Source organism: Helicobacter pylori, assembly GCF_006439795.1.
Taxonomy (GTDB): Bacteria; Campylobacterota; Campylobacteria; order Campylobacterales; family Helicobacteraceae; genus Helicobacter; species Helicobacter pylori_CR.
In genome coordinates this window covers 160,546-178,847 of sequence record NZ_VEYL01000001.1, presented here as the reverse complement: position 1 = coordinate 178,847, position 18,302 = coordinate 160,546, and the positions used below count along the sequence as shown (strand labels likewise).

Here is an 18,302-nt window from a genome sequence, read left to right as displayed (position 1 = left end):
ACCCCAAGCACAAAAACAACAAGGGAGCAGAGGTTAAAGAGCGTCAAGGAGAGTAAAATCCCTTTTTAGCGTTTGAGAGAATTGACGGTTTGGAGCATGGCATCAGCGGTTTGAATGCTTTTAGAATTGGCTTCATAGGCCCTTTGAGCGGTGATTAGATCCGTCATTTCTTCTACCAATCTCACATTGCTAAGCTCCAAAAAGCCTTGCCTTAACTTGCCTAAGCCTTGAGAATCCGGATTACCCACAATCGCATCGCCGCTAGCGTTGGTGATGGAAAATAAATTGTCTCCCATAGAATGAAGCCCCGCCGGGTTGACAAAATTAGCCAAAGTGATTTGCCCGATCACATTAGAAGTCGTTTGCAAGCCTTGAGTCACGCTCACCGTGCCATCCACACCGATGTTTACTTGCGTGGTGTCTTCGGGTAAAGTGATTTGAGGGATGAGAAGATAGCCCTCGCTTGTTACAAGATTACCCTGCTCGTCTAGCTTGAAATTCCCGCTTCTTGTGTAAGCGGTGGTGCCATCAGGCAGTTGGACTTGAAAAAAGCCTTTACCCGTAATAGCAATATCTAAATTATTTTCCGTTTCTTTAGGGCTGCCTTGCGAAAACATTTTGGTAATCGCGCTAGGGCGCACGCCTAAGCCCACTTCCATGCCATCTGGCGATAAAGTCGTGTTGCTTGTGTTGGTGCCGGCGTATTGCATCGCTTGGTAAAACAAATCATTAAAATCCGCACGAGATTTTTTAAACCCAGTGGTATTGACATTGGCGATATTGTTTGAAGTGGTGTCAATATGCGTCTGTTGGGCGAGCATCCCTGAAGTGGCGCTATAGAGAGAGCGGAGCATTTTTTCCCTTTAAACTAAAACTTAACAATCTAGAATTATAACAAAAATAAGATTAAATTTGACTAAAACGCTCTTTTAATAAAAAATTTAAACCCATTCAAGCAAGAAGTCCCAAGTATCTTTAGCGTTTGACATGATACAATTCAAAACATGTGCTCCTTAATAGATGTTTGAAACCATTAGCTACCAACTTAATGGTTTGAATAATAATGCCTATTAAGAAACATGCCATAAATAACATAAAGGAGATAACTATGAAATTATTATTAATTATCATAGTGTTAATGGTGCTCGTAACACCACTACACTAAATACAGATCTTTAAGAGCTACCAACTCTTTAAGGATTTTTTAAACCCTTTTTGTGATGAAACTATAATGCAATAATCATTAAATTTAACTTAAATGATAACGGTTTTTTATAAAATTGTAGATTTAATCCGTATTTAATCTAATAATCTGCCCATAATAAAACAATTCTCGTCAAGCGTTTCAAGGCTTTTTGCTTACTCATTAATTCAGTTTTAATGCACTCTTATTCAAGTTTAATCTCTCAAATACAGATAAAAGGTTGATAAATTTTAGGGCGTCTTATCATGCGTTTTCTTTTTGTATCCATTCATTCAAAAGCCTTTTTTAACAGCGTTCTTGGCGAAATGTTAGCGTTTTCTAAAGGGACAAAGCGCTTTTTTTGATAAGCTTCTAGGCTTGATCGCCCTATCATGGCGGCATTGTCGCTGCAAAATTCTAAAGGGGCTAAAACAAGCTTGCAATCAAACTCAGCGCACAAGTTTTCAAACGCCTTTCTTAAAGCCAAATTTTGGCTCGCTCCCCCCACAATGCCAAAAATTTTAGGGTGTTTGATTTTAAAATAGCGTTTAGTCTGCTGGATTAGATGCTCAATGGCTGTGCTTTGAAAATGATAGCTAATCTTTTGTTTTACCTCATCGTTCAAATCATGGGCGTTTTTTTCAACTTCCAAACGCACCGCATTTTTTAAACCTGAAAAACTAAAAGCCAGATTCGGGCTGTTTTTTAAAGGGATAGGGAACATTAAAGGCTCGTTTTGATGCGCATAATCAAGGGCTAATTTTTCCACTATGGGGCCTCCTGGATAGCCTAAATCAAGCATTTTGGAAACCTTATCAAAACTCTCCCCGAAGCTATCGTCTAAACTCGTGGCAACGATTTTAATGTCCTCATAATCTCTAGCCTCTAAAATCAAAGAATGCCCCCCAGAGACTAAGAGCACGCTTAAAGGCATGCAGGTTTGTTTTTCATTGATGAATAGCGAATACACATGCCCTCTCAAATGATCTTCCAAAATCAAAGGCAAATTCAAAGACAAACTCAAGGCTTTTGCCATCATCAAACCTTCTATTAAAGTAACGCTCAAACCTGGCTGATTAGTGATAGCGATGGCTTTAATTTTAGAAAAATCCTTATTCAAGCTTATTTTAATGCGTTCTAATAAAAGCGGCAAATTCTCAGCATGCAGGCGCGATGCAAGCTCAGGCACAACGCCCCCATAAGAGCTGTGGTGCTTTTCTTGAGAGATTTTAAAATGAGCGATGAGTTTAGCGTCCTCTATTCTTGTAAGGGCTAAAGAGCTGTCATCGCAAGAACTTTCAATGCTTAAAATCATGTCTTTATCTTTGGGTGTTTTTGCTTGAATTATACCTTGTTAGCAACACTCTAAAGCCTTTAAACCAAAAACTAATGAGTGCTATTTTTTAATCCTTTTTAAAATTAGGCAATTTGTTTCATCGTTTCGCAACTAGCCAAGCCTAAAAAGTTGTCATCTTTCAAAACTAGCTTGCTGACTATTAGAAATCTTATTGAACAAAGTTTATTGGTATAAAAAAGTGAATTGATAAAAATACCCATGAATGGGAAATCAAATACTTAGCATAAAGAATAAAGAGATGAAATCTAAAATTAAAGCTTTGAATGAAATAAGCCCCTTTTTAGAAAAAGCCTTTAAGCTAAGTATTTGATCGCATTCAAATAGCTTTTGTTGTCCGCTTTGTTTTGATAAGCGATATCAAACGCTGTGCCGTGGTCAGTGGAAGCGCGTAAAATGGGAGCGTTCAAACTCACATTGATGCTTTCATCAAAATAGAGCGCTTTTAAAGGGGCTAGCCCCACATCATGGCTCATGCTCACATAAAAAGGGGTTATTTTGCGCTTATTGGGGGCAAAAGCGCTATCAGCAGGCAGTGGCCCTAAAAAACATTCAAAGCCCAGCGTTTGGTTGCTCTTTTGAATGGCTTTTAAAATCTTTTCATCTTCTTCCCCGAACAAGCCCTCTTCGCCCGCATGGGGGTTAAAACCACACACTTGAACGATTTTAGCTTGAGTGCTTTTTTGAAACGCTAACAAAAACCGGACTAACGCTCCCACTTGAATGAGTTGAGGAACCGATCCTAAAGGCACATGGTCGCTAAAGAGCCCCACAAAGAGTTTAGAACACCCAAGCATCATGATGATTTGATGATCTTTATAGCGTTGTTTTAAAAAATCAGTATGCCCCACAAAAGGGATTTGAGCTTGTTGCCATGCGAGTTTATTGATAGGCAAAGTGCAAACGCCATCCACTTCTTTATCATCCGCTAACTCGCAAGCCTTTTTAAAACTCTCAAAACTATACGCCCCGCTTTGAGCGCTGACTTTGCCTATCGTGCTAGAATTTAATAAGGGTAAGGGGGAATTGATAGCGAGCGCGTTAAGCGTTTTAGTTTCATAAGCGTTATTGAGCAATTGATTGGCCCGCTCTAAAAGTTCGCCATCAATGAGATACAACGGCTCACAAATCGCGCTCACTTCCTTATGGCTTTTTAAAATCAACTCTAAGCCTACGCCTTGAACATCTCCGCAACTGATCGCAATTTTCTTTTTAGCCATTTTATCGTTTGATGAGTTGCGCCATTTCTAAAATCGCTTTTTCCAAGCCCACTAAAACCGCTTTTGAAACCACGCTATGACCGATATTAAGCTCTCTTAAAGAGGGGATTTTTAACAATTCTTTCACATTAGAATAATTCAACCCATGCCCCGCGCACGCCGTGATGCCCATAAAAAACGCTTCTTTACTCATTCTTCTTAATTGCAAAAAGGCGTTGTGCAATTCTTCTTTCAGTTCTTTAGGGCTTTTGTCTTTGAGCGCGCTAATGGCATGGATTTGATTGTTAGCGTTAGAATACAGAGCGTTGTGCAAGTTCGCATACACCCCAGTATGGAACTCCACTTGCTTGACTTGATGCTCCTTTGCAAAATGCAGGGCGTCTTTTAAAGGATCAATAAACAAAGACACTTCAATGCCTTTATTGTGATACGCTCTAATCACCTCTTCTAAACCCTTTAATGAACAATCCAACCCCCCCTCTGTCGTAACCTCATCTCTATTTTCAGGCACGATTGTAACCTTACTAGGCTTATTTTTCAAAGAGCATAAAAAATCAGTGATTTGAGCGTTGATAGAGCATTCAATATTAATAGGCAAAGGGCTTATTTCAAGCAACTTCAAAACATCTTCATTTTGAATGTGCCGTTTGTCTTCTCTTAAATGAATGGTGATTAAATCCACTTTATGGGTGTTTTTAGCAATGAACAGGGCTTCTAAAATCTCAGGCTCATAAGTCTTTCTTATCTCTCTTAAAGTCACAATGTGATCAATATTCAATCCAAAACGCATGACTATCCTTTATTTTATAATAATGATTTTTGGAATTGTAACATAAAATCCGCCTCTTACACCTATAAGATTTTATCATCAAGCTATCTTGTAAAATGCTATAATACCCAAAACAAAATGTCAATTAAATCCAATAAAAAGTGTTGTGGGTGCTATATTTTTTAACCAGTTTATTTATTTGCTCTTTGATCGTTCTGTGGTCTAAAAAATCCATGCTCTTTGTGGATAACGCTAATAAGATACAAGGCTTTCATCATGCAAGAACCCCACGAGCCGGGGGGCTTGGGATCTTTCTTTCTTTTGCGTTGGCTTGTTATTTTGAACCTTTTGAAATACCTTTTAAGGGGTTTTTTGTTTTTTTGGGTTTGTTATTAGTCTTTTTAAGCGGTTTTTTAGAAGACATTAACCTTTCATTAAGCCCCAAAATACGCCTTATTTTGCAAGCCGTAGGGGTCGTTTGTATCATCTCATCAACGCCTTTAGTGGTGAGCGATTTTTCACCCCTTTTTAGCTTACCTTATTTTATCGCTTTTTTATTCGCAATTTTTATGCTGGTGGGTATCAGCAACGCTATTAATATCATTGATGGGTTTAATGGGCTTGCGTCAGGGATTTGCGCGATTGCGCTTTTAGTCATTCATTATATAGACCCTAGCAATTTGTCTTGCTTACTGGCTTACATGGTGCTTGGGTTTATGGTGTTAAATTTCCCTTTAGGAAAGATTTTTTTAGGCGATGGGGGGGCGTATTTTTTGGGCTTGGTGTGCGGGATTTCCCTTTTAAATTTGAGTTTAGAGCAAAAAATCAGCGTGTTTTTTGGGCTCAATTTAATGCTTTATCCGGTCATAGAGGTGCTTTTTAGTATCCTTAGGCGCAAAATAAAACGCCAGAAAGCCACCATGCCGGATAATTTGCATTTGCACACCCTTTTATTCCAATTCTTGCAACAACGCTCTTTAAATTACCCCAACCCTTTATGCGCGTTTATCCTTATTCTATGCAACCTGCCTTTTATCTTAATAAGCGTCTTGTTTCGCTTAAACGCTTACGCGCTCATTATCATTAGCCTAGTCTTTATCGCATGCTATTTAATAGGCTATGCTTATTTGAACAGGCGGATTTATGCTTTAGAAAAGCGAGCGTTTCAATGAAAAAGCTCAAAAATCTTTTTTTGATCCTGCTCTTATGGGTCTATCCTTTAAGGAGTGAGCCGATCAATGAGGGGGCATACATTTTAGAAGAGATTGGCGATGTGCTTAGGTTTTTGCCTATTTTTGTCGGCACGGTCAGTTTGGCGATGCGCGATTATAGAGGTTTAGGGGAATTAGCGGTCGGCACATTAGTCACTCAAGGAGTGATTTATGGTCTTAAAGGAGCTTTTAGCACCGCCCATAAAGATGGGGCTAGAGTGGAATTTGCCAAACGCCCATGTTGTAATTCCTGGAGAGGCATGCCAAGCGGGCATGCTGGGGGGGCGTTTAGCGCGGCTGGGTTTGTGTATTACCGCTACGGGTGGAAGCCGGCTATTCCTGTGATCGCTCTTGCAATCCTCACTGACGCTAGCAGAGTGGTGGCAAGACAACACACGATCTTGCAAGTTACGATCGGTAGCCTTATCGCATGGGGGTTTGCTTATTTATTCACTTCACGCTACAAACCTAAACAATGGATGCTCTATCCTGAAATTTCTAGCGATTTTAAGGGCAGTAGCCGCTATGGGATGAGCTTTTCTTATCAATGGTAAAGGGATAAAGTGCTAAAAAAATTATTACTCATTTCGCTCTTTTTAGGATTTTTAAGAGCAGAGGGCGAACATTATGAAATCATCGTTGAGCTTTCAAAGGCTTTTTTGAAAGCCCAAGAAGTTTTGACTGCGATCCATCAAGCTTATAAAACCTGCATAGAAACCGGGCATGATCGCACCCAAATACGCCTTCAAAGCGCTTTTTTAGAGAACTTGTCTCAAACAGAACAGCAATTTGATGACTATTTTGAAAAGGATTTTAAAAGCGTGGAAGTTTTAAAAACCTTGCTTAAAGACATCCAATCGTTAGAAAAAGCTTCCAACAAGCTTGCATGCGTTTCCCCAAAAAACGCTCAAAATTTTGAAATTTTAGAGGGAGCGATAACGCAAATCATAGACTTAGAAAAACAGATGGATAAATTTATCAATGGCCATTCAAAATAAAGCCCATTTTTGCATGAGAATTTAATGGAATATTCATCGTAAAAAGCTCTAATTCAGTTTGAATGATAACCTTTTAAAAGCGTTCTTTAGAAAGTGGGGTTTTACCATAAACAAAGCGTAAAAATCCCCTTTAAAAAGCGTATTAAAGTTGGCTTTGAATATTCGTATTTGATGAGAGCCAAATCCCTAATACTTATGCTTTCTTAGGCGTTTCACCACATAATCCCCCACGCTTTGAATGATTTGCACTAAAACAATAATCACAACCACCGCATAAAAAAGCACATCGCCCCTATAACTTTGATAGCCAATCCTAATGGCTAAATCCCCCAAACCCCCAGCCCCTAACGCTCCTGCCATAGCCGAATAGCCTATTAAAGAAATCAAGGTGATGGTGATATTGTTCACTAAAGAAGGCAGGCTCTCTAAAAGCATCATTTTAATGACTTCCAAATGAGACGCTCCCAAACTTAAAGTGGTTTCAATCTTGCCATGCTCTACTTCCATTAGAGAATTTTCAAAAAGCTTTGCGACAAAAGGGATGGCTGAAATGGCTAACGGGATAATACTTGCACTAGAGCCAATGCTTGTGCCAATCAAAAAGCGCGATAAAGGCAAGAGCAAAATAATCAAAATGATAAAAGGGAAAGAGCGAGTCATGTTGATAGAAGTGTCTAAAATCTTATGCAAAAGGGGTTTGTTTAACAAATGCCCTTTTTTACTCACTAACAATAAAACCCCCAAAGGCAAGCCAAAAACAACCGCCAAAAAGCTCGCCACAAACACCATATAAAGCGTTTCTAGCGTGGCTTGAATGAGCATTTGAGAAATCATTTTAATCCTTTAATTTTTCCACTTGTAAGCCTAAAGCGTTTAAATACTCTAAAGCCCTTTGAGTCTCTGCAACACTGCCTAAAAACCGCACCACTAAATACCCTATATCTTTAGTCGTAAGCTCTTCAATGTTGCCTGAAATGATGCTCACGTCTATTTTAAAACGCCTGATCAAATTAGAAATGATCGGCTCGTCTAAATGCTCCCCTAAAAACACGATGCGATAAACATCTTGCGATTTCTTATCTGCATGCTCGTTTTTGATGCCAAGCAATTCTTTAGTAACGGCATGTTTAGGGTTAGCAAAAATTTCTTCCACCGAGCCTCTTTCCACGATTTCGCCGCTGCTAATCACACACATTTGATTGCACAATTCTTTAACCACTTCAATTTCATGCGTGATGAAAACGATGCTCAAATCAAGCTTTTTTTGAATGCCGCTTAGAAGCGTTAAAATAGAATGCGTGGTTTTAGAATCCAAAGCGGATGTGGCTTCATCGCAAAGCAATAAATCAGGGCAATTGGCTAAACTCCTAGCGATCGCCACTCTTTGTTTTTGCCCACCGCTGAGCTGTTTAGGGTAAAAATGCATTTTATCTTCTAGCCCCACTAATTCCAACAATTCATGCACCCTAGATTTGATCTTATTTTTTTCCCATCGGGCGATTTCTAGAGCGAAAGCGACATTTTCAAACACATTTTTAGCGCTCAACAAATTGAAATGCTGGAAAATCATGCCTATTTTTTGGCGCGCTTTTTGCAATTCTTTGGGTTTTAATTCTAACAGATTGACCCCATTGACTAAAACTTCGCCAGAACTGGGGCGCTCCAAACAATTGATTAAGCGAATGAGCGTGGATTTCCCCGCCCCTGAATAGCCTATCACGCCTAAAATACCGCCTTTTTTTAATTCCAAATTCACGCCTTTTAGAGCATGAAACCCGTTTTCATAAATTTTTTCAATGTTTTTTAATTCTACTATCATCGTTTTAACTTTATATCTTGCTCACTTAGACATTTGCGCGTTATTCTCCACGCTATTGAGCCATAAAAACACTTGCACCACGCTTTCATACAATTCTTCAGGTATCGCGCAGTCTAATTCCACCTTTAAAAGCGAATCCACCAGCATGGGGTTAGAAAAGAGCGCTATATCATATTCTTTAGCTTTTTGAATGATCCTTTTAGCCACTTCGCCCACCCCGCTTGCGATCACTTTTGGGGCATGATCTTGCCCCATGTTATAGGCTAGAGCGGCGGCTTTTATGGTTTTATTCATCTAATACCCTAAAGTCAAAGCGTCAGCGTCATCCCAAGAGAAATTTTTTTCAAACCCTTTTGTTTTTTTCAAAATAGACGCAACGCTGCGCACCAGCATGTCCGTTTCAATATTCACGCGCCGTTTGAGTTTATAAGTTTTAAAAAGGGTGTTTTCTAAAGTGTAAGGGATAATCGTTAGCCAAAACCCTTTTTCTTCTACTTTACTTAAAGTCAAACTCACCCCATCAATGGCGATAGAGCCTTGATCAACGCACAATAAAAGCGTTTCTTTAGAAGCGCTGATGAAAAAATCCACTTGATTAGAATGATGAATGATTTTTTCAATGACCCCGATAGCGTCAATATGCCCTTGCACGAAATGCCCGTCCAAACTCGCATCGGCTTTTAGGGCTGGTTCAATATGGACTAAATCCTTGTAATTTTCTAACGCTACGCTGTTTTGGGTTTTTTGGCTCAATTCCACGCTAAAATGCGTTTTTGAACTTTCTATGGCGGTCAAACACGCTCCATTAATCGCAATGCTGTCGCCAAGCTTAGGATTGAGATCGCTCTCTATACTTAAAATATTGTTTTGGAAACTTTTCACTTTAGCTATTTGATGAATGAGACCGCTGAACATCGTTAATGATTATTTTCCTTATGTTAAAATGCTTGAGTATTGTAACATATTAAATAAAACCACAGGATAAAAGCATGTTCATTGATACGCATTGCCATTTGGATCACAAGGATTATGAAAACGATTTAGAAGAAGTGTTAAAAGAGAGCTTAGAAAAAGGCGTTACTCAATGCGTGATTCCGGGCGCGGACATGAAGGATTTGAACAGAGCAATAGAGATTAGCGAAAAATTTGAAGGCGTGTTTTTTGCCATAGGCGCTCACCCTTATGATGTGGAAAGCTTTGATGAAAGCCTGTTTGAAAAGTTTGTCAGTCATCAAAAATGCGTGGCGATAGGCGAATGCGGGCTGGATTACTACCGCTTGCCTGAATTGAATGAAAGAGAGAGTTATAAAAGCAAGCAAAAAGAAGTTTTTACCAAACAGATTGAATTTTCTATCCAACACAACAAGCCCTTGATCATCCATATTAGAGAAGCGAGTTTTGATAGTTTGAATCTTTTAAAAAGCTATCCTAAAGCTTTTGGGGTGTTGCATTGCTTTAATGCTGATAGCATGCTTTTGGAATTAAGCGATCGTTTTTATTATGGGATAGGAGGGGTTAGCACTTTTAAAAACGCTAAAAGACTGGTAGAGATCCTCCCTAAAATCCCTAAAAACAGGCTTCTTTTAGAAACGGATTCGCCTTATTTGACCCCACACCCTTTTAGAGGCACTAGGAATAGCCCTACTTATATCCCTTTAATCGCTCAAAAAATTGCCGAAATCATCAACATAGAGACTGAAGAGCTCGCTTCTTTAAGCACGCATAACGCTCACACGCTCTTTAGTTTCCCCTAAAAATAAGGCTGTGTTAGAAAGCGTTATTCAAGTTTAGTTATAATCAAGGCTATTTTAAAAGCTAGATTAATTATTAGGATATGATGCCAAAAAGAATGAGATGTTTTAGTCAAAAATGGTTGGTTTTTTTTGTTACCCATTGGCTTTTATTGGCTTCTTTAGGTCATGCGAGAATGGCTTTTGAGTCCAATATTGACACCAAAGCGCTAGAGGCTTTTGGGGTTAATGCAAGCTTTTTATCCCAAATGCCAAACGCTTTTAAAAAAATGAATGAAGAAGGAGAATGGAAAAGGCTCGTCAAAAGGTTTGATGCAAATTACCAGTTCATCCCCATCATTAAAAACATGTTAAGACAAGCGAGCGTGCCACAAGAATTCTTGTTTTTAGCGATGGCGGAGTCTCATTTTTCAACAAGAGCTTATAGCAGGAAAAAAGCGGTAGGGATTTGGCAATTCATACCAAGCACGGCTAAAGAATTAGGGCTTAAGGTCAATCATTACATTGATGAAAGAATAGATCCCATTAAAAGCACTCAAGCGGCGATCACTTATTTGAAACGGCTCTACAAGCAAACCGGGGAGTGGTATTTGGTCGCTATGGCGTATAATTACGGATTACGCAAGGTTCAAAACGCTATTAAAGCCGCCGGCACTTCGGACATTAAGATTTTGTTAGGTGAAGATAAAAAATACCTCCCCAAAGAAACACGAGAGTATATCCGCTCCATTCTAAGCCTGGCGTTAAAATTCAACAGCCTAGACAACCTCAAAGATAAAGAATATCTGCTCAATCGTGGGGCGAGGGTGAGTTTAGTGGGCGTCCCGTTTAAAAGGCACACTTCTTTAGTCCAAGTGGCTAAAAATTTAAACTTGAGTTTAGAAACCTTAAAATCCTACAACCACCAATTCCGTTATAACATTCTGCCCTCTAAAGACCCCACCTACACCATTTATATCCCTTATGAAAAACTCGCTCTTTTCAAACAACGCCAACTCAAACAAAATAAAAACATTCAAGCCAGTTCAAAAAGCCCTTTTATCACCCATGTGGTCTTGCCGAAAGAGACCTTATCTTCTATCGCTAAACGCTATCAAGTCAGTATTTCCAGTATCCAATTAGCCAATAACCTCAAAGATTCTAATATCTTTATCCACCAGCGCTTAATCATCCCTACCAATAAAAAGTTACTCGCTACAAGGGAATTTTAATGGGTTTGGCGTTAAAAAAAATTTATTTTTTAAGCGTTATTTTTTTGATTAGTGCTTGTGCGGTTAAAAAAGAGGGAATAAAGAATTTGTCTTATAAGCATGAAAGCTTGCGCGCTTATGAAAACGCTAAAGACTATGACCCGACAACCAAAAAAGCCACCTATAAACGCAATTTTTTTGAACGCCATTTCAAACACCACTCCGATTCGCAAGATAGCAATACAAAACAACCCCTAGATAACGGCATGCGCGATTCTAGCACGATCCAAAGAGCCACCATGCGCCCTTATCAAGTGGGGGGCAAGTGGTATTACCCCACTAAAGTGGATTTAGGCGAAAAATTTGATGGCGTTGCGAGCTGGTATGGCCCCAATTTCCATGCCAAAAAAACCAGTAATGGGGAAATTTATAACATGTATGCCCACACCGCTGCACACAAGACTTTACCCATGAACACCGTGGTGAAAGTCATCAATGTTGATAATAACTTAAGCACCATTGTGCGCATTAATGATAGAGGGCCTTTTGTGAGCGATCGTATCATTGATTTGTCTAATGCGGCCGCTAGGGATATTGACATGGTTAAAAAAGGCACGGCCAGCGTGCGTCTTATTGTTTTGGGCTTTGGTGGGGTTATCTCCACGCAATACGAACAATCCTTTAACGCCAGCTCTTCAAAGATCTTGCACAAGGAATTTAAAGTCGGCGAGAGCGAAAAAAGCGTGAGCGGAGGGAAATTTTCTTTACAAATGGGGGCTTTTAGAAACCAAATAGGCGCTCAAACTTTAGCGGATAAATTGCAAGCAGAGAATCCAAATTACAGCGTCAAGGTTGCTTTTAAAGACGATTTGTATAAAGTTTTAGTTCAAGGGTTTCAAAGCGAAGAAGAGGCTAGGGATTTTATGAAAAAATATAACCAGAATGCGGTTTTAACGAGAGAATGATTAAGTTATTGCTTTTAGATGTGGATGGCACGCTCACAGACGGATCGTTGTATTTTGATGAAAATTTTCACGAAATCAAGGCTTTTAATGTCAAAGACGGGCTTGGCATGACGCTATGGCAAAAATTAGGCAAAAAAATCGCTATCATTACAGGAAGAACTTCAATCATGGTGAAAAAACGCATGGAGAGTTTGGGCGTTCAGTTTGTTTTTATGGGCGTTGAAAATAAAAGCGTGGTTGTGGAGCGGCTCAAAAAAGACTTGCAATTGAGCGCACAAGAAATCGCATGCGTAGGCGATGATTATAACGATTTAGGCATGTTTAAGGCATGCGCTTTGAGTTTCGCTCCTTTTGATGCGCACCCCTTGCTTAAAAGTAAGGCCTATAAAGTGTTGCAAAATTCAGGGGGTAAGGGGGCTGTTAGGGAAGCGATTGATTATCTTTTAGAATTAGAAGGCTTGCAAGATGAAGCGCTCAAGCTTTACCTCTAATAGCGTTTTAAACTTTTTTGTGGTTTTATCTTTCATCACGATAGGGCTAGTTTTTTTCTTTTTGCGTTCCCAACCCACTAGCGTGGTCTCTAAAGAAAATATCCCTAAAATTGAATTAGAAAATTTTAAAGCGTTTCAAATCAACGATAAGATCCTTGATCTGTCCATAGAAGGCAAAAAAGCTCTGCAATACGATGATCATGAAATCTTTTTTGATTCCAAAATCAAGCGCTATGATGAAGACATGATAGAAAGCGTTGAATCCCCTAAAGCCAGGCGGCAGCAGGATTTGTATTTCTTCCCTAATGGGGCTACTTATAAAAGAAGCGATGATTCTAGTTTTTGGAGTGAAACAGGGATTTACAACCATAAGGAGCAAAATTTTAAAGGCAAGGGCCGTTTCATTCTCACTTCAAAGGATAGCAAGATTGAAGGGCTTGACATTTCTTATTCGCATGCTTTAGCCGTTATTGAAGCTCAAAGCATTCAGGCGCATTTATTCTTAGATGAAATCAAACAAAGCCAGAAAGAAAAGAAAAAATTCCCCACTTTCAAAGGAGGTTTTTAATGCGTTGGTGGTGTTTTTTGGTGTGTTGTTTTGGTATTTTAAGCGTGATGGACGCTCAAAAAACAGACAATAAAGGTTTGAAAAAAGAAAGAGAGCTTTTAGAGATCACCGGCAACCAATTTGTGGCGAACGACAAAACAAAAACCGCCGTTATTCAAGGCAATGTGCAGATCAAAAAAGGTAAAGACCGGTTGTTTGCGGATAAAGTGAGCGTGTTTTTAAACGATAAACGAAAGCCAGAGCGCTATGAAGCCACAGGGAACACGCATTTTAACATCTTTACAGAGGATAATCGTGAAATCAGCGGGAGCGCTGACAAGCTTATTTATAACGCGCTGAATGGGGAATACAAATTGTTGCAAAATGCGGTGGTTAGAGAAGTGGGGAAATCCAATGTCATCACCGGCGATGAAATCATTTTAAACAAAGCTAAAGGCTATGCTGATGTGTTGGGGAGCGCGAAGCGGCCCGCTAAATTTGTGTTTGATATGGAAGACATTAATGAAGAAAATCGTAAGGCTAAATTGAAGAAGAAAGGCGCTAAGGAAAAACCATGATTGTCATTAAAGACGCTCATTTTCTCACTTCTTCTAGCAAGCTTTTTCAATGCCCCGCAAGCCTGACTTCTGAGATGGTCATTTTAGGGCGCAGCAATGTGGGTAAAAGCACTTTTATTAATACCTTGTTAGGGAAAAATCTCGCCAAAAGTTCAGCAACGCCGGGAAAAACCCGATTAGCGAATTTTTTTTCCACCACTTGGGAAGATAAAGAAAACGCTTTAATAACAACCTTTAATGTGATTGATTTGCCCGGGTTTGGCTACGCTAAAGTTTCTAAAAGCTTGAAAAAAGAATGGGAGGGGTTTTTATGGGAATTGTTGAGCGTTAGGACTTCAATCAAACTTTTTATCCATTTAGTGGATGCGCGCCACTTGGATTTAGAAATTGATAAAAACGCTAAAGAAAATATTCAAGCCCTTTTAAGGCCCGATCAAACCTACCTTTCTCTTTTTACGAAATTTGACAAGTTGAATAAAAACGAGCAACACCGCCTTTTTTTAAACGCTCCTAAACCTTTTTTAATCAATACCACCCATTTTAACGCTCTTTCTTCAAAATACCCAACCCTTGAAATAGTGCGCCAAACCCTTTTGAAATACTTGCTCACTAACCCCTTATAAGCCACAAAACCATGCTCTCTTTAAAACAAGATTCCTTTTTTTTCTTATGTTTAGGGATCTTTGGTTTTTATTTTTATAGCCTTTTAAGAGACCTAATGCCTTTTTTGCCCCCTATGATTGGGTTTTTATTCTTGTTTTATGCGAAAAAATACGATCATTTTCTGCCAAGCCTAAGCGTGTTTGGTTGTTTGTTTTGGTTTGAAAGCATGCATTTAAAGACTTTAGGCGTTTTGGCTTTATTGTTTTTAATCTACCACCAAATTGTCTATAAAAACTCCTTAAAGCTTTTTAATGACAGCTTTTTATTCAAAACTTTGCATGTCTTTTTGGTTTATTACCTCTATTTATCGCGCTTTTTCTCTGTGTCTTTGGATTTGAAGACGATCGGTTTTCTCGCTCTTTTTGCACTCATAGAGAGCGTTTTGTGGGGTTTGTATGAAAAATCTTCGCTATAAGCTTTTACTCTTTGTTTTTATAGGGTTTTGGGGGTTATTGGTTTTAAATTTATTTATTCTAAGCGTTAAAAATCAAGAATACTATGAAAAACTGGCCGAACGCAACATGACCAAAAAAGAATTTCTAGTCCCTACAAGGGGCAATATTACAGACAGAAACCATGAGTTTTTAGCCCTTAATGAATTGGTGTTTGGCGTGTTTTTGCCTAGTGGATTGAAACAAAAAGAGCTTTTAGAAAAAATTGAAATGATCCAAAAGTTTTTCCCTAATTTTTCCAAAGAAACGCTTTTAAACAATTACCAAAAAGAAAATTCGCTTTATAACCACAACCTCATTAAAGTGGTGGGCCTCATTCCTTATGCCACCATGCAACCTCTTTATACCAAACTCATCCAAACTCAAGGCATTTTTGTGCTGCCTTTAGACAAACGCTACTACCCTAATAACGCTTTAGCTTCGCATGTTTTAGGCTATGTGGGGGTGGCAAGCTTGCAAGACTTGAAAGACGATGAAGAGAACCAATACAGCCAGATTGTGGGCAAAACCGGCATTGAAAAAGAATACAACAAGCTCTTACAAGGCAAGGTGGGCTATAAAATCATGCGTGTTAATGCACTCAATCAAGAATTAGCCACTTTAGAAATAATGCCACCAAGCACCAACAACCACTTGCAATTGAGTTTAGACAAACGCTTGCAAAAAGAAGCGGACAAGCTCTTTGAAAATAAAAGGGGGGCTATTTTAGTGATGGATGCAGAAAATGGGGAATTGCTCGTTGCAGGAAGTTACCCTGAATACAATTTGAACGATTTTGTAGGCGGGATCAGTCAAGACAAATGGCAAAAACTTCAAGATGATATTTATAACCCCTTATTAAACCGCTTCGCTAACGCCTTATATCCGCCGGGATCTGTGGTTAAAATGGGCGTGGGCTTGAGCTTTTTAGAAAACCTTCATATCACAGAAAACACCACTATCCCCACACCGCCTTTTATTGAAGTGGGTAAGCGCAAATTCAGAGACTGGAAAAAAACAGGGCATGGCAATTCTAATTTGTATAAAGCCATTAGGGAGTCTGTGGATGTGTATTTTTATAAGTTTGGGCTTGAAATCTCTATAGAAAAACTCTCTAAAACCTTAAGAGAAGTGGGCTTTGGGGAAAAAACGGGCGTTGATTTGCCGAATGAATTTGTGGGGATTGTGCCGGATAATTTGTGGAAACTCAAACGCTTCAATCAAGATTGGCGCGTTGGGGACACGCTCATTACCGCTATTGGGCAAGGCTCTTTTTTAGCCACGCCCTTACAAGTGCTAGCCTATACAGGACTCATTGCGACAGGCAAACTGGCAACGCCTCATTTTGCTATCAATAATAAACAACCGCTCAAAGACCCCCTGAATAGTTTTCAAAAAAAGAAGCTCCAAGCCTTGCGCGTTGGAATGTATGAAGTGTGCAACCATAAAGACGGCACCGTTTATCATTCCACAAGGGGTTCTAAGGTTACTTTAGCGTGTAAAACCGGCACCGCACAAGTCGTGGAAATCGCTCAAAACATCGTCAATCGCATGAAAGAAAAGGATATGGAATATTTCCATCGATCCCATGCGTGGATTACCGCATTCTTGCCTTATGAAAAACCCAAATACGCTATCACTATTTTAGTAGAACATGGGGAAGGGGGGTCAAAACTAGGGGGCTTGTTAGTGAAAATGAGCAATAAACTCTATGAACTTGGCTATCTTTAATCAAATTTTAAACCTTTTCAAAAACGCGACCTCTCTAAACGCTAAAGACCATCAGCCAACCTGTTTCCAACTCATTCCACCGCTCTATAACTCAGTCTAACGGGTGGTTTAAAACTGGCCTTTATTAAAGAACATTCTAAAAGCGTAACTTTAATCAGATTCAAGCTTGCTGTATTTTTGGCTTTATTCTAATCGCATATTGACAGCTGAAGTCTTGTTTAATGTTTTTAAAAAATGGGGTTTTAGTTATTTGGCTTCATCGTTTTAGATTTTATCATGATTTTCTTAAAGGGATAGAGAGGGTTATTTTGCGCCATTTCCCTCCTTAAGAAATAACGCTTTTTAGGAAATTATCGCTTGATTAGCACAAGCTCTTTTCGTTTTGTTTTAAAAAGACTTTTAGCGTTTTTAATGCTCAATGAGAAAAGAGTTTTTTATTAGCGCCTAAAAGCACCCCCCTCCATTCATCTTAAAGATAAATTTTATCCAAATGGCTTAAAAAGCCGGGATAATCGCCCCTTTATAGGTATCTAAAATAAATTTCCTGGTCTTTTCACTCTGCAAAGCTTCAATCAACGCTTTTATGGCTTCATCTTGCGCGTTATCCTCACGAGCGGCTATTAGATTGGCATAAGGCGAGTCCTTGTCTTCTGAAAATAAAGCTCCGGTGAGTTTTGCTTGCAAGGCGTAATTCCCTGTTACAATAGCCCCATCCACATCCCCTAAAACTTTAGGCAATAGCACGGCTTCTAAAGGCTTGATTTTGATGTTGTAAGGATTTTTGACAATATCAAACTCCGTAGCGTATAGATTGCTTGGATCTTTGAGAGCGATAAGGCCTTGCTTATGCAGTAAAATCAACGCCCTGCCTTGATTGGCCGGATCATTTGGTACAGCAATCACTGAGCCTTTTTTAAGGTTTTTAATGTCTGTGATTTTTTGAGAATAAAATCTTAAAGGCTCCACATGGATATTGGCCAAACCAACAAGGTGCATTTTTCTGTCCAAATTAAACCGATCCAAATAAGGGCGGTGCTGGAAGTAATTCGCGTCTAAAGAGCCGTCATTGAGTGCCAAATTGGGCAACACATAATCGGTAAAAGACACGATCACTAATTTGATCCCTTTCTCTTTTAAATCGTCCACGACTGATTGCAAGATTTGCGCATGCGGCACAGGGTTAGCACCCACTTTAAGCTCACGAGTGATTTTGTGGTCTTCTTTTTTTTCTTTGTGGTGTTTGGCGTCTAAAAGGTTAAACAAACCTAAAGCAATTACCCCCACACTAATAATACGCTTGAATATATTCATAAAAAACCCTTTATTAAAAAAATTAATTCAAAAATTATAAAAAGATAAAACGATACGAAACTTTTAGAAACTGGCAAAGAATAAAAAGAA

At 39.1% G+C, this 18,302-nt stretch carries 21 protein-coding genes; 12 read left to right on the top strand and 9 right to left on the bottom strand.

The features are described from left to right. Positions 1–65 precede the first annotated feature (65 nt). The 4 genes from flgG to pdxJ form a co-directional block, all read right to left on the bottom strand. Positions 66–854, bottom strand: coding sequence for a flagellar basal-body rod protein FlgG (flgG, locus tag FIM66_RS00835; RefSeq protein ID WP_000946433.1), 789 nt, complete (start codon positions 852–854; stop codon positions 66–68). 618 nt (positions 855–1,472) lie between these two features. After that, a complete protein-coding gene (gene tsaD / locus FIM66_RS00830; protein WP_140478046.1) occupies positions 1,473–2,498 on the bottom strand; it encodes a tRNA (adenosine(37)-N6)-threonylcarbamoyltransferase complex transferase subunit TsaD in 1,026 nt (341 codons plus the stop codon). 335 nt (positions 2,499–2,833) lie between these two features. After that, entirely contained in the window at positions 2,834–3,757 is a 924-nt protein-coding gene (gene pdxA, locus FIM66_RS00825) for a 4-hydroxythreonine-4-phosphate dehydrogenase (protein ID WP_140547776.1), read from the bottom strand. 1 nt (position 3,758) lies between these two features. Then, positions 3,759–4,547 carry a pyridoxine 5'-phosphate synthase gene (gene pdxJ, locus FIM66_RS00820; RefSeq protein ID WP_140547777.1) on the bottom strand — a complete coding sequence of 263 codons (789 nt, stop codon included), beginning with the start codon at positions 4,545–4,547 and terminating at the stop codon, positions 3,759–3,761. A 140-nt stretch (positions 4,548–4,687) separates the two neighbouring features. Between pdxJ and wecA the strand changes: the two genes are divergently transcribed. Genes wecA through FIM66_RS00800 form a run of 3 tightly spaced genes read left to right on the top strand, consistent with a single transcriptional unit; the run spans position 4,688 to position 6,735 of the window. Then, positions 4,688–5,698, top strand: coding sequence for an undecaprenylphosphate N-acetylglucosaminyl transferase WecA (gene wecA / locus FIM66_RS00810; RefSeq protein ID WP_140599800.1), 1,011 nt, complete (start codon positions 4,688–4,690; stop codon positions 5,696–5,698). After that, positions 5,695–6,291 (top strand): lipid A 4'-phosphatase, encoded by a 597-nt coding sequence (gene lpxF, locus FIM66_RS00805; RefSeq protein ID WP_194149227.1) that lies wholly within the window; start codon positions 5,695–5,697, stop codon positions 6,289–6,291. Before wecA ends, lpxF begins: the two co-directional genes overlap by 4 nt. Before the next feature lie 9 nt (positions 6,292–6,300). Further along, complete coding sequence (locus tag FIM66_RS00800; RefSeq protein ID WP_140599798.1) at positions 6,301–6,735, top strand: hypothetical protein; 435 nt, start codon at positions 6,301–6,303, stop codon at positions 6,733–6,735. 186 nt (positions 6,736–6,921) lie between these two features. On the opposite strand, the gene metI is transcribed toward FIM66_RS00800, so the two are convergent. From metI to ribE, 4 genes are read right to left on the bottom strand one after another with little or no spacing between them, the layout of a single operon-like run. Continuing rightward, positions 6,922–7,569 (bottom strand): methionine ABC transporter permease, encoded by a 648-nt coding sequence (gene metI, locus FIM66_RS00795; protein ID WP_000625456.1) that lies wholly within the window; start codon positions 7,567–7,569, stop codon positions 6,922–6,924. A 1-nt stretch (position 7,570) separates the two neighbouring features. Then, positions 7,571–8,554, bottom strand: coding sequence for a methionine ABC transporter ATP-binding protein (locus FIM66_RS00790; protein ID WP_140599797.1), 984 nt, complete (start codon positions 8,552–8,554; stop codon positions 7,571–7,573). A gap of 21 nt (positions 8,555–8,575) precedes the next feature. Next, a complete protein-coding gene (locus FIM66_RS00785; RefSeq protein ID WP_001044047.1) occupies positions 8,576–8,848 on the bottom strand; it encodes a FlhB-like flagellar biosynthesis protein in 273 nt (90 codons plus the stop codon). Then, positions 8,849–9,469 carry a riboflavin synthase gene (gene ribE / locus FIM66_RS00780; RefSeq protein WP_140489625.1) on the bottom strand — a complete coding sequence of 207 codons (621 nt, stop codon included), beginning with the start codon at positions 9,467–9,469 and terminating at the stop codon, positions 8,849–8,851. A gap of 74 nt (positions 9,470–9,543) precedes the next feature. Between ribE and FIM66_RS00775 the strand changes: the two genes are divergently transcribed. From FIM66_RS00775 to mrdA, 9 genes are all read left to right on the top strand, one after another. Further along, positions 9,544–10,308, top strand: a complete 765-nt coding sequence (locus FIM66_RS00775; protein ID WP_140489623.1) for a TatD family hydrolase — start codon at positions 9,544–9,546, stop codon at positions 10,306–10,308. Positions 10,309–10,391: 83 nt separating this feature from the next. Continuing rightward, complete coding sequence (locus tag FIM66_RS00770) at positions 10,392–11,516, top strand: lytic transglycosylase domain-containing protein (protein WP_140599796.1); 1,125 nt, start codon at positions 10,392–10,394, stop codon at positions 11,514–11,516. Continuing rightward, a complete protein-coding gene (locus tag FIM66_RS00765) occupies positions 11,516–12,460 on the top strand; it encodes a septal ring lytic transglycosylase RlpA family protein (RefSeq protein ID WP_140599795.1) in 945 nt (314 codons plus the stop codon). The genes FIM66_RS00770 and FIM66_RS00765 overlap by 1 nt, the downstream gene beginning before the upstream one ends. Beyond that, positions 12,457–12,951 (top strand): KdsC family phosphatase, encoded by a 495-nt coding sequence (locus FIM66_RS00760; protein WP_000593735.1) that lies wholly within the window; start codon positions 12,457–12,459, stop codon positions 12,949–12,951. The genes FIM66_RS00765 and FIM66_RS00760 overlap by 4 nt, the downstream gene beginning before the upstream one ends. Next, positions 12,926–13,519 carry a hypothetical protein gene (locus FIM66_RS00755; RefSeq protein WP_140599794.1) on the top strand — a complete coding sequence of 198 codons (594 nt, stop codon included), beginning with the start codon at positions 12,926–12,928 and terminating at the stop codon, positions 13,517–13,519. The genes FIM66_RS00760 and FIM66_RS00755 overlap by 26 nt, the downstream gene beginning before the upstream one ends. Continuing rightward, on the top strand, positions 13,519–14,076 hold the full coding sequence (lptA, locus tag FIM66_RS00750; protein ID WP_050841499.1) for a lipopolysaccharide transport periplasmic protein LptA: 558 nt from the start codon (positions 13,519–13,521) through the stop codon (positions 14,074–14,076). The genes FIM66_RS00755 and lptA overlap by 1 nt, the downstream gene beginning before the upstream one ends. Beyond that, positions 14,073–14,699, top strand: a complete 627-nt coding sequence (gene yihA, locus FIM66_RS00745; protein ID WP_121294135.1) for a ribosome biogenesis GTP-binding protein YihA/YsxC — start codon at positions 14,073–14,075, stop codon at positions 14,697–14,699. The genes lptA and yihA overlap by 4 nt, the downstream gene beginning before the upstream one ends. An 11-nt stretch (positions 14,700–14,710) precedes the next feature. After that, positions 14,711–15,154 carry a hypothetical protein gene (locus FIM66_RS00740; RefSeq protein WP_131128897.1) on the top strand — a complete coding sequence of 148 codons (444 nt, stop codon included), beginning with the start codon at positions 14,711–14,713 and terminating at the stop codon, positions 15,152–15,154. Next, a complete protein-coding gene (gene mrdA / locus FIM66_RS00735) occupies positions 15,135–16,901 on the top strand; it encodes a penicillin-binding protein 2 (RefSeq protein ID WP_140599793.1) in 1,767 nt (588 codons plus the stop codon). The genes FIM66_RS00740 and mrdA overlap by 20 nt, the downstream gene beginning before the upstream one ends. Positions 16,902–17,396: 495 nt before the next feature. Here mrdA and FIM66_RS00725 read toward each other — a convergent pair whose 3' ends face one another. After that, complete coding sequence (locus FIM66_RS00725; protein WP_140599792.1) at positions 17,397–18,212, bottom strand: MetQ/NlpA family ABC transporter substrate-binding protein; 816 nt, start codon at positions 18,210–18,212, stop codon at positions 17,397–17,399. Positions 18,213–18,302: the final 90 nt, after the last annotated feature.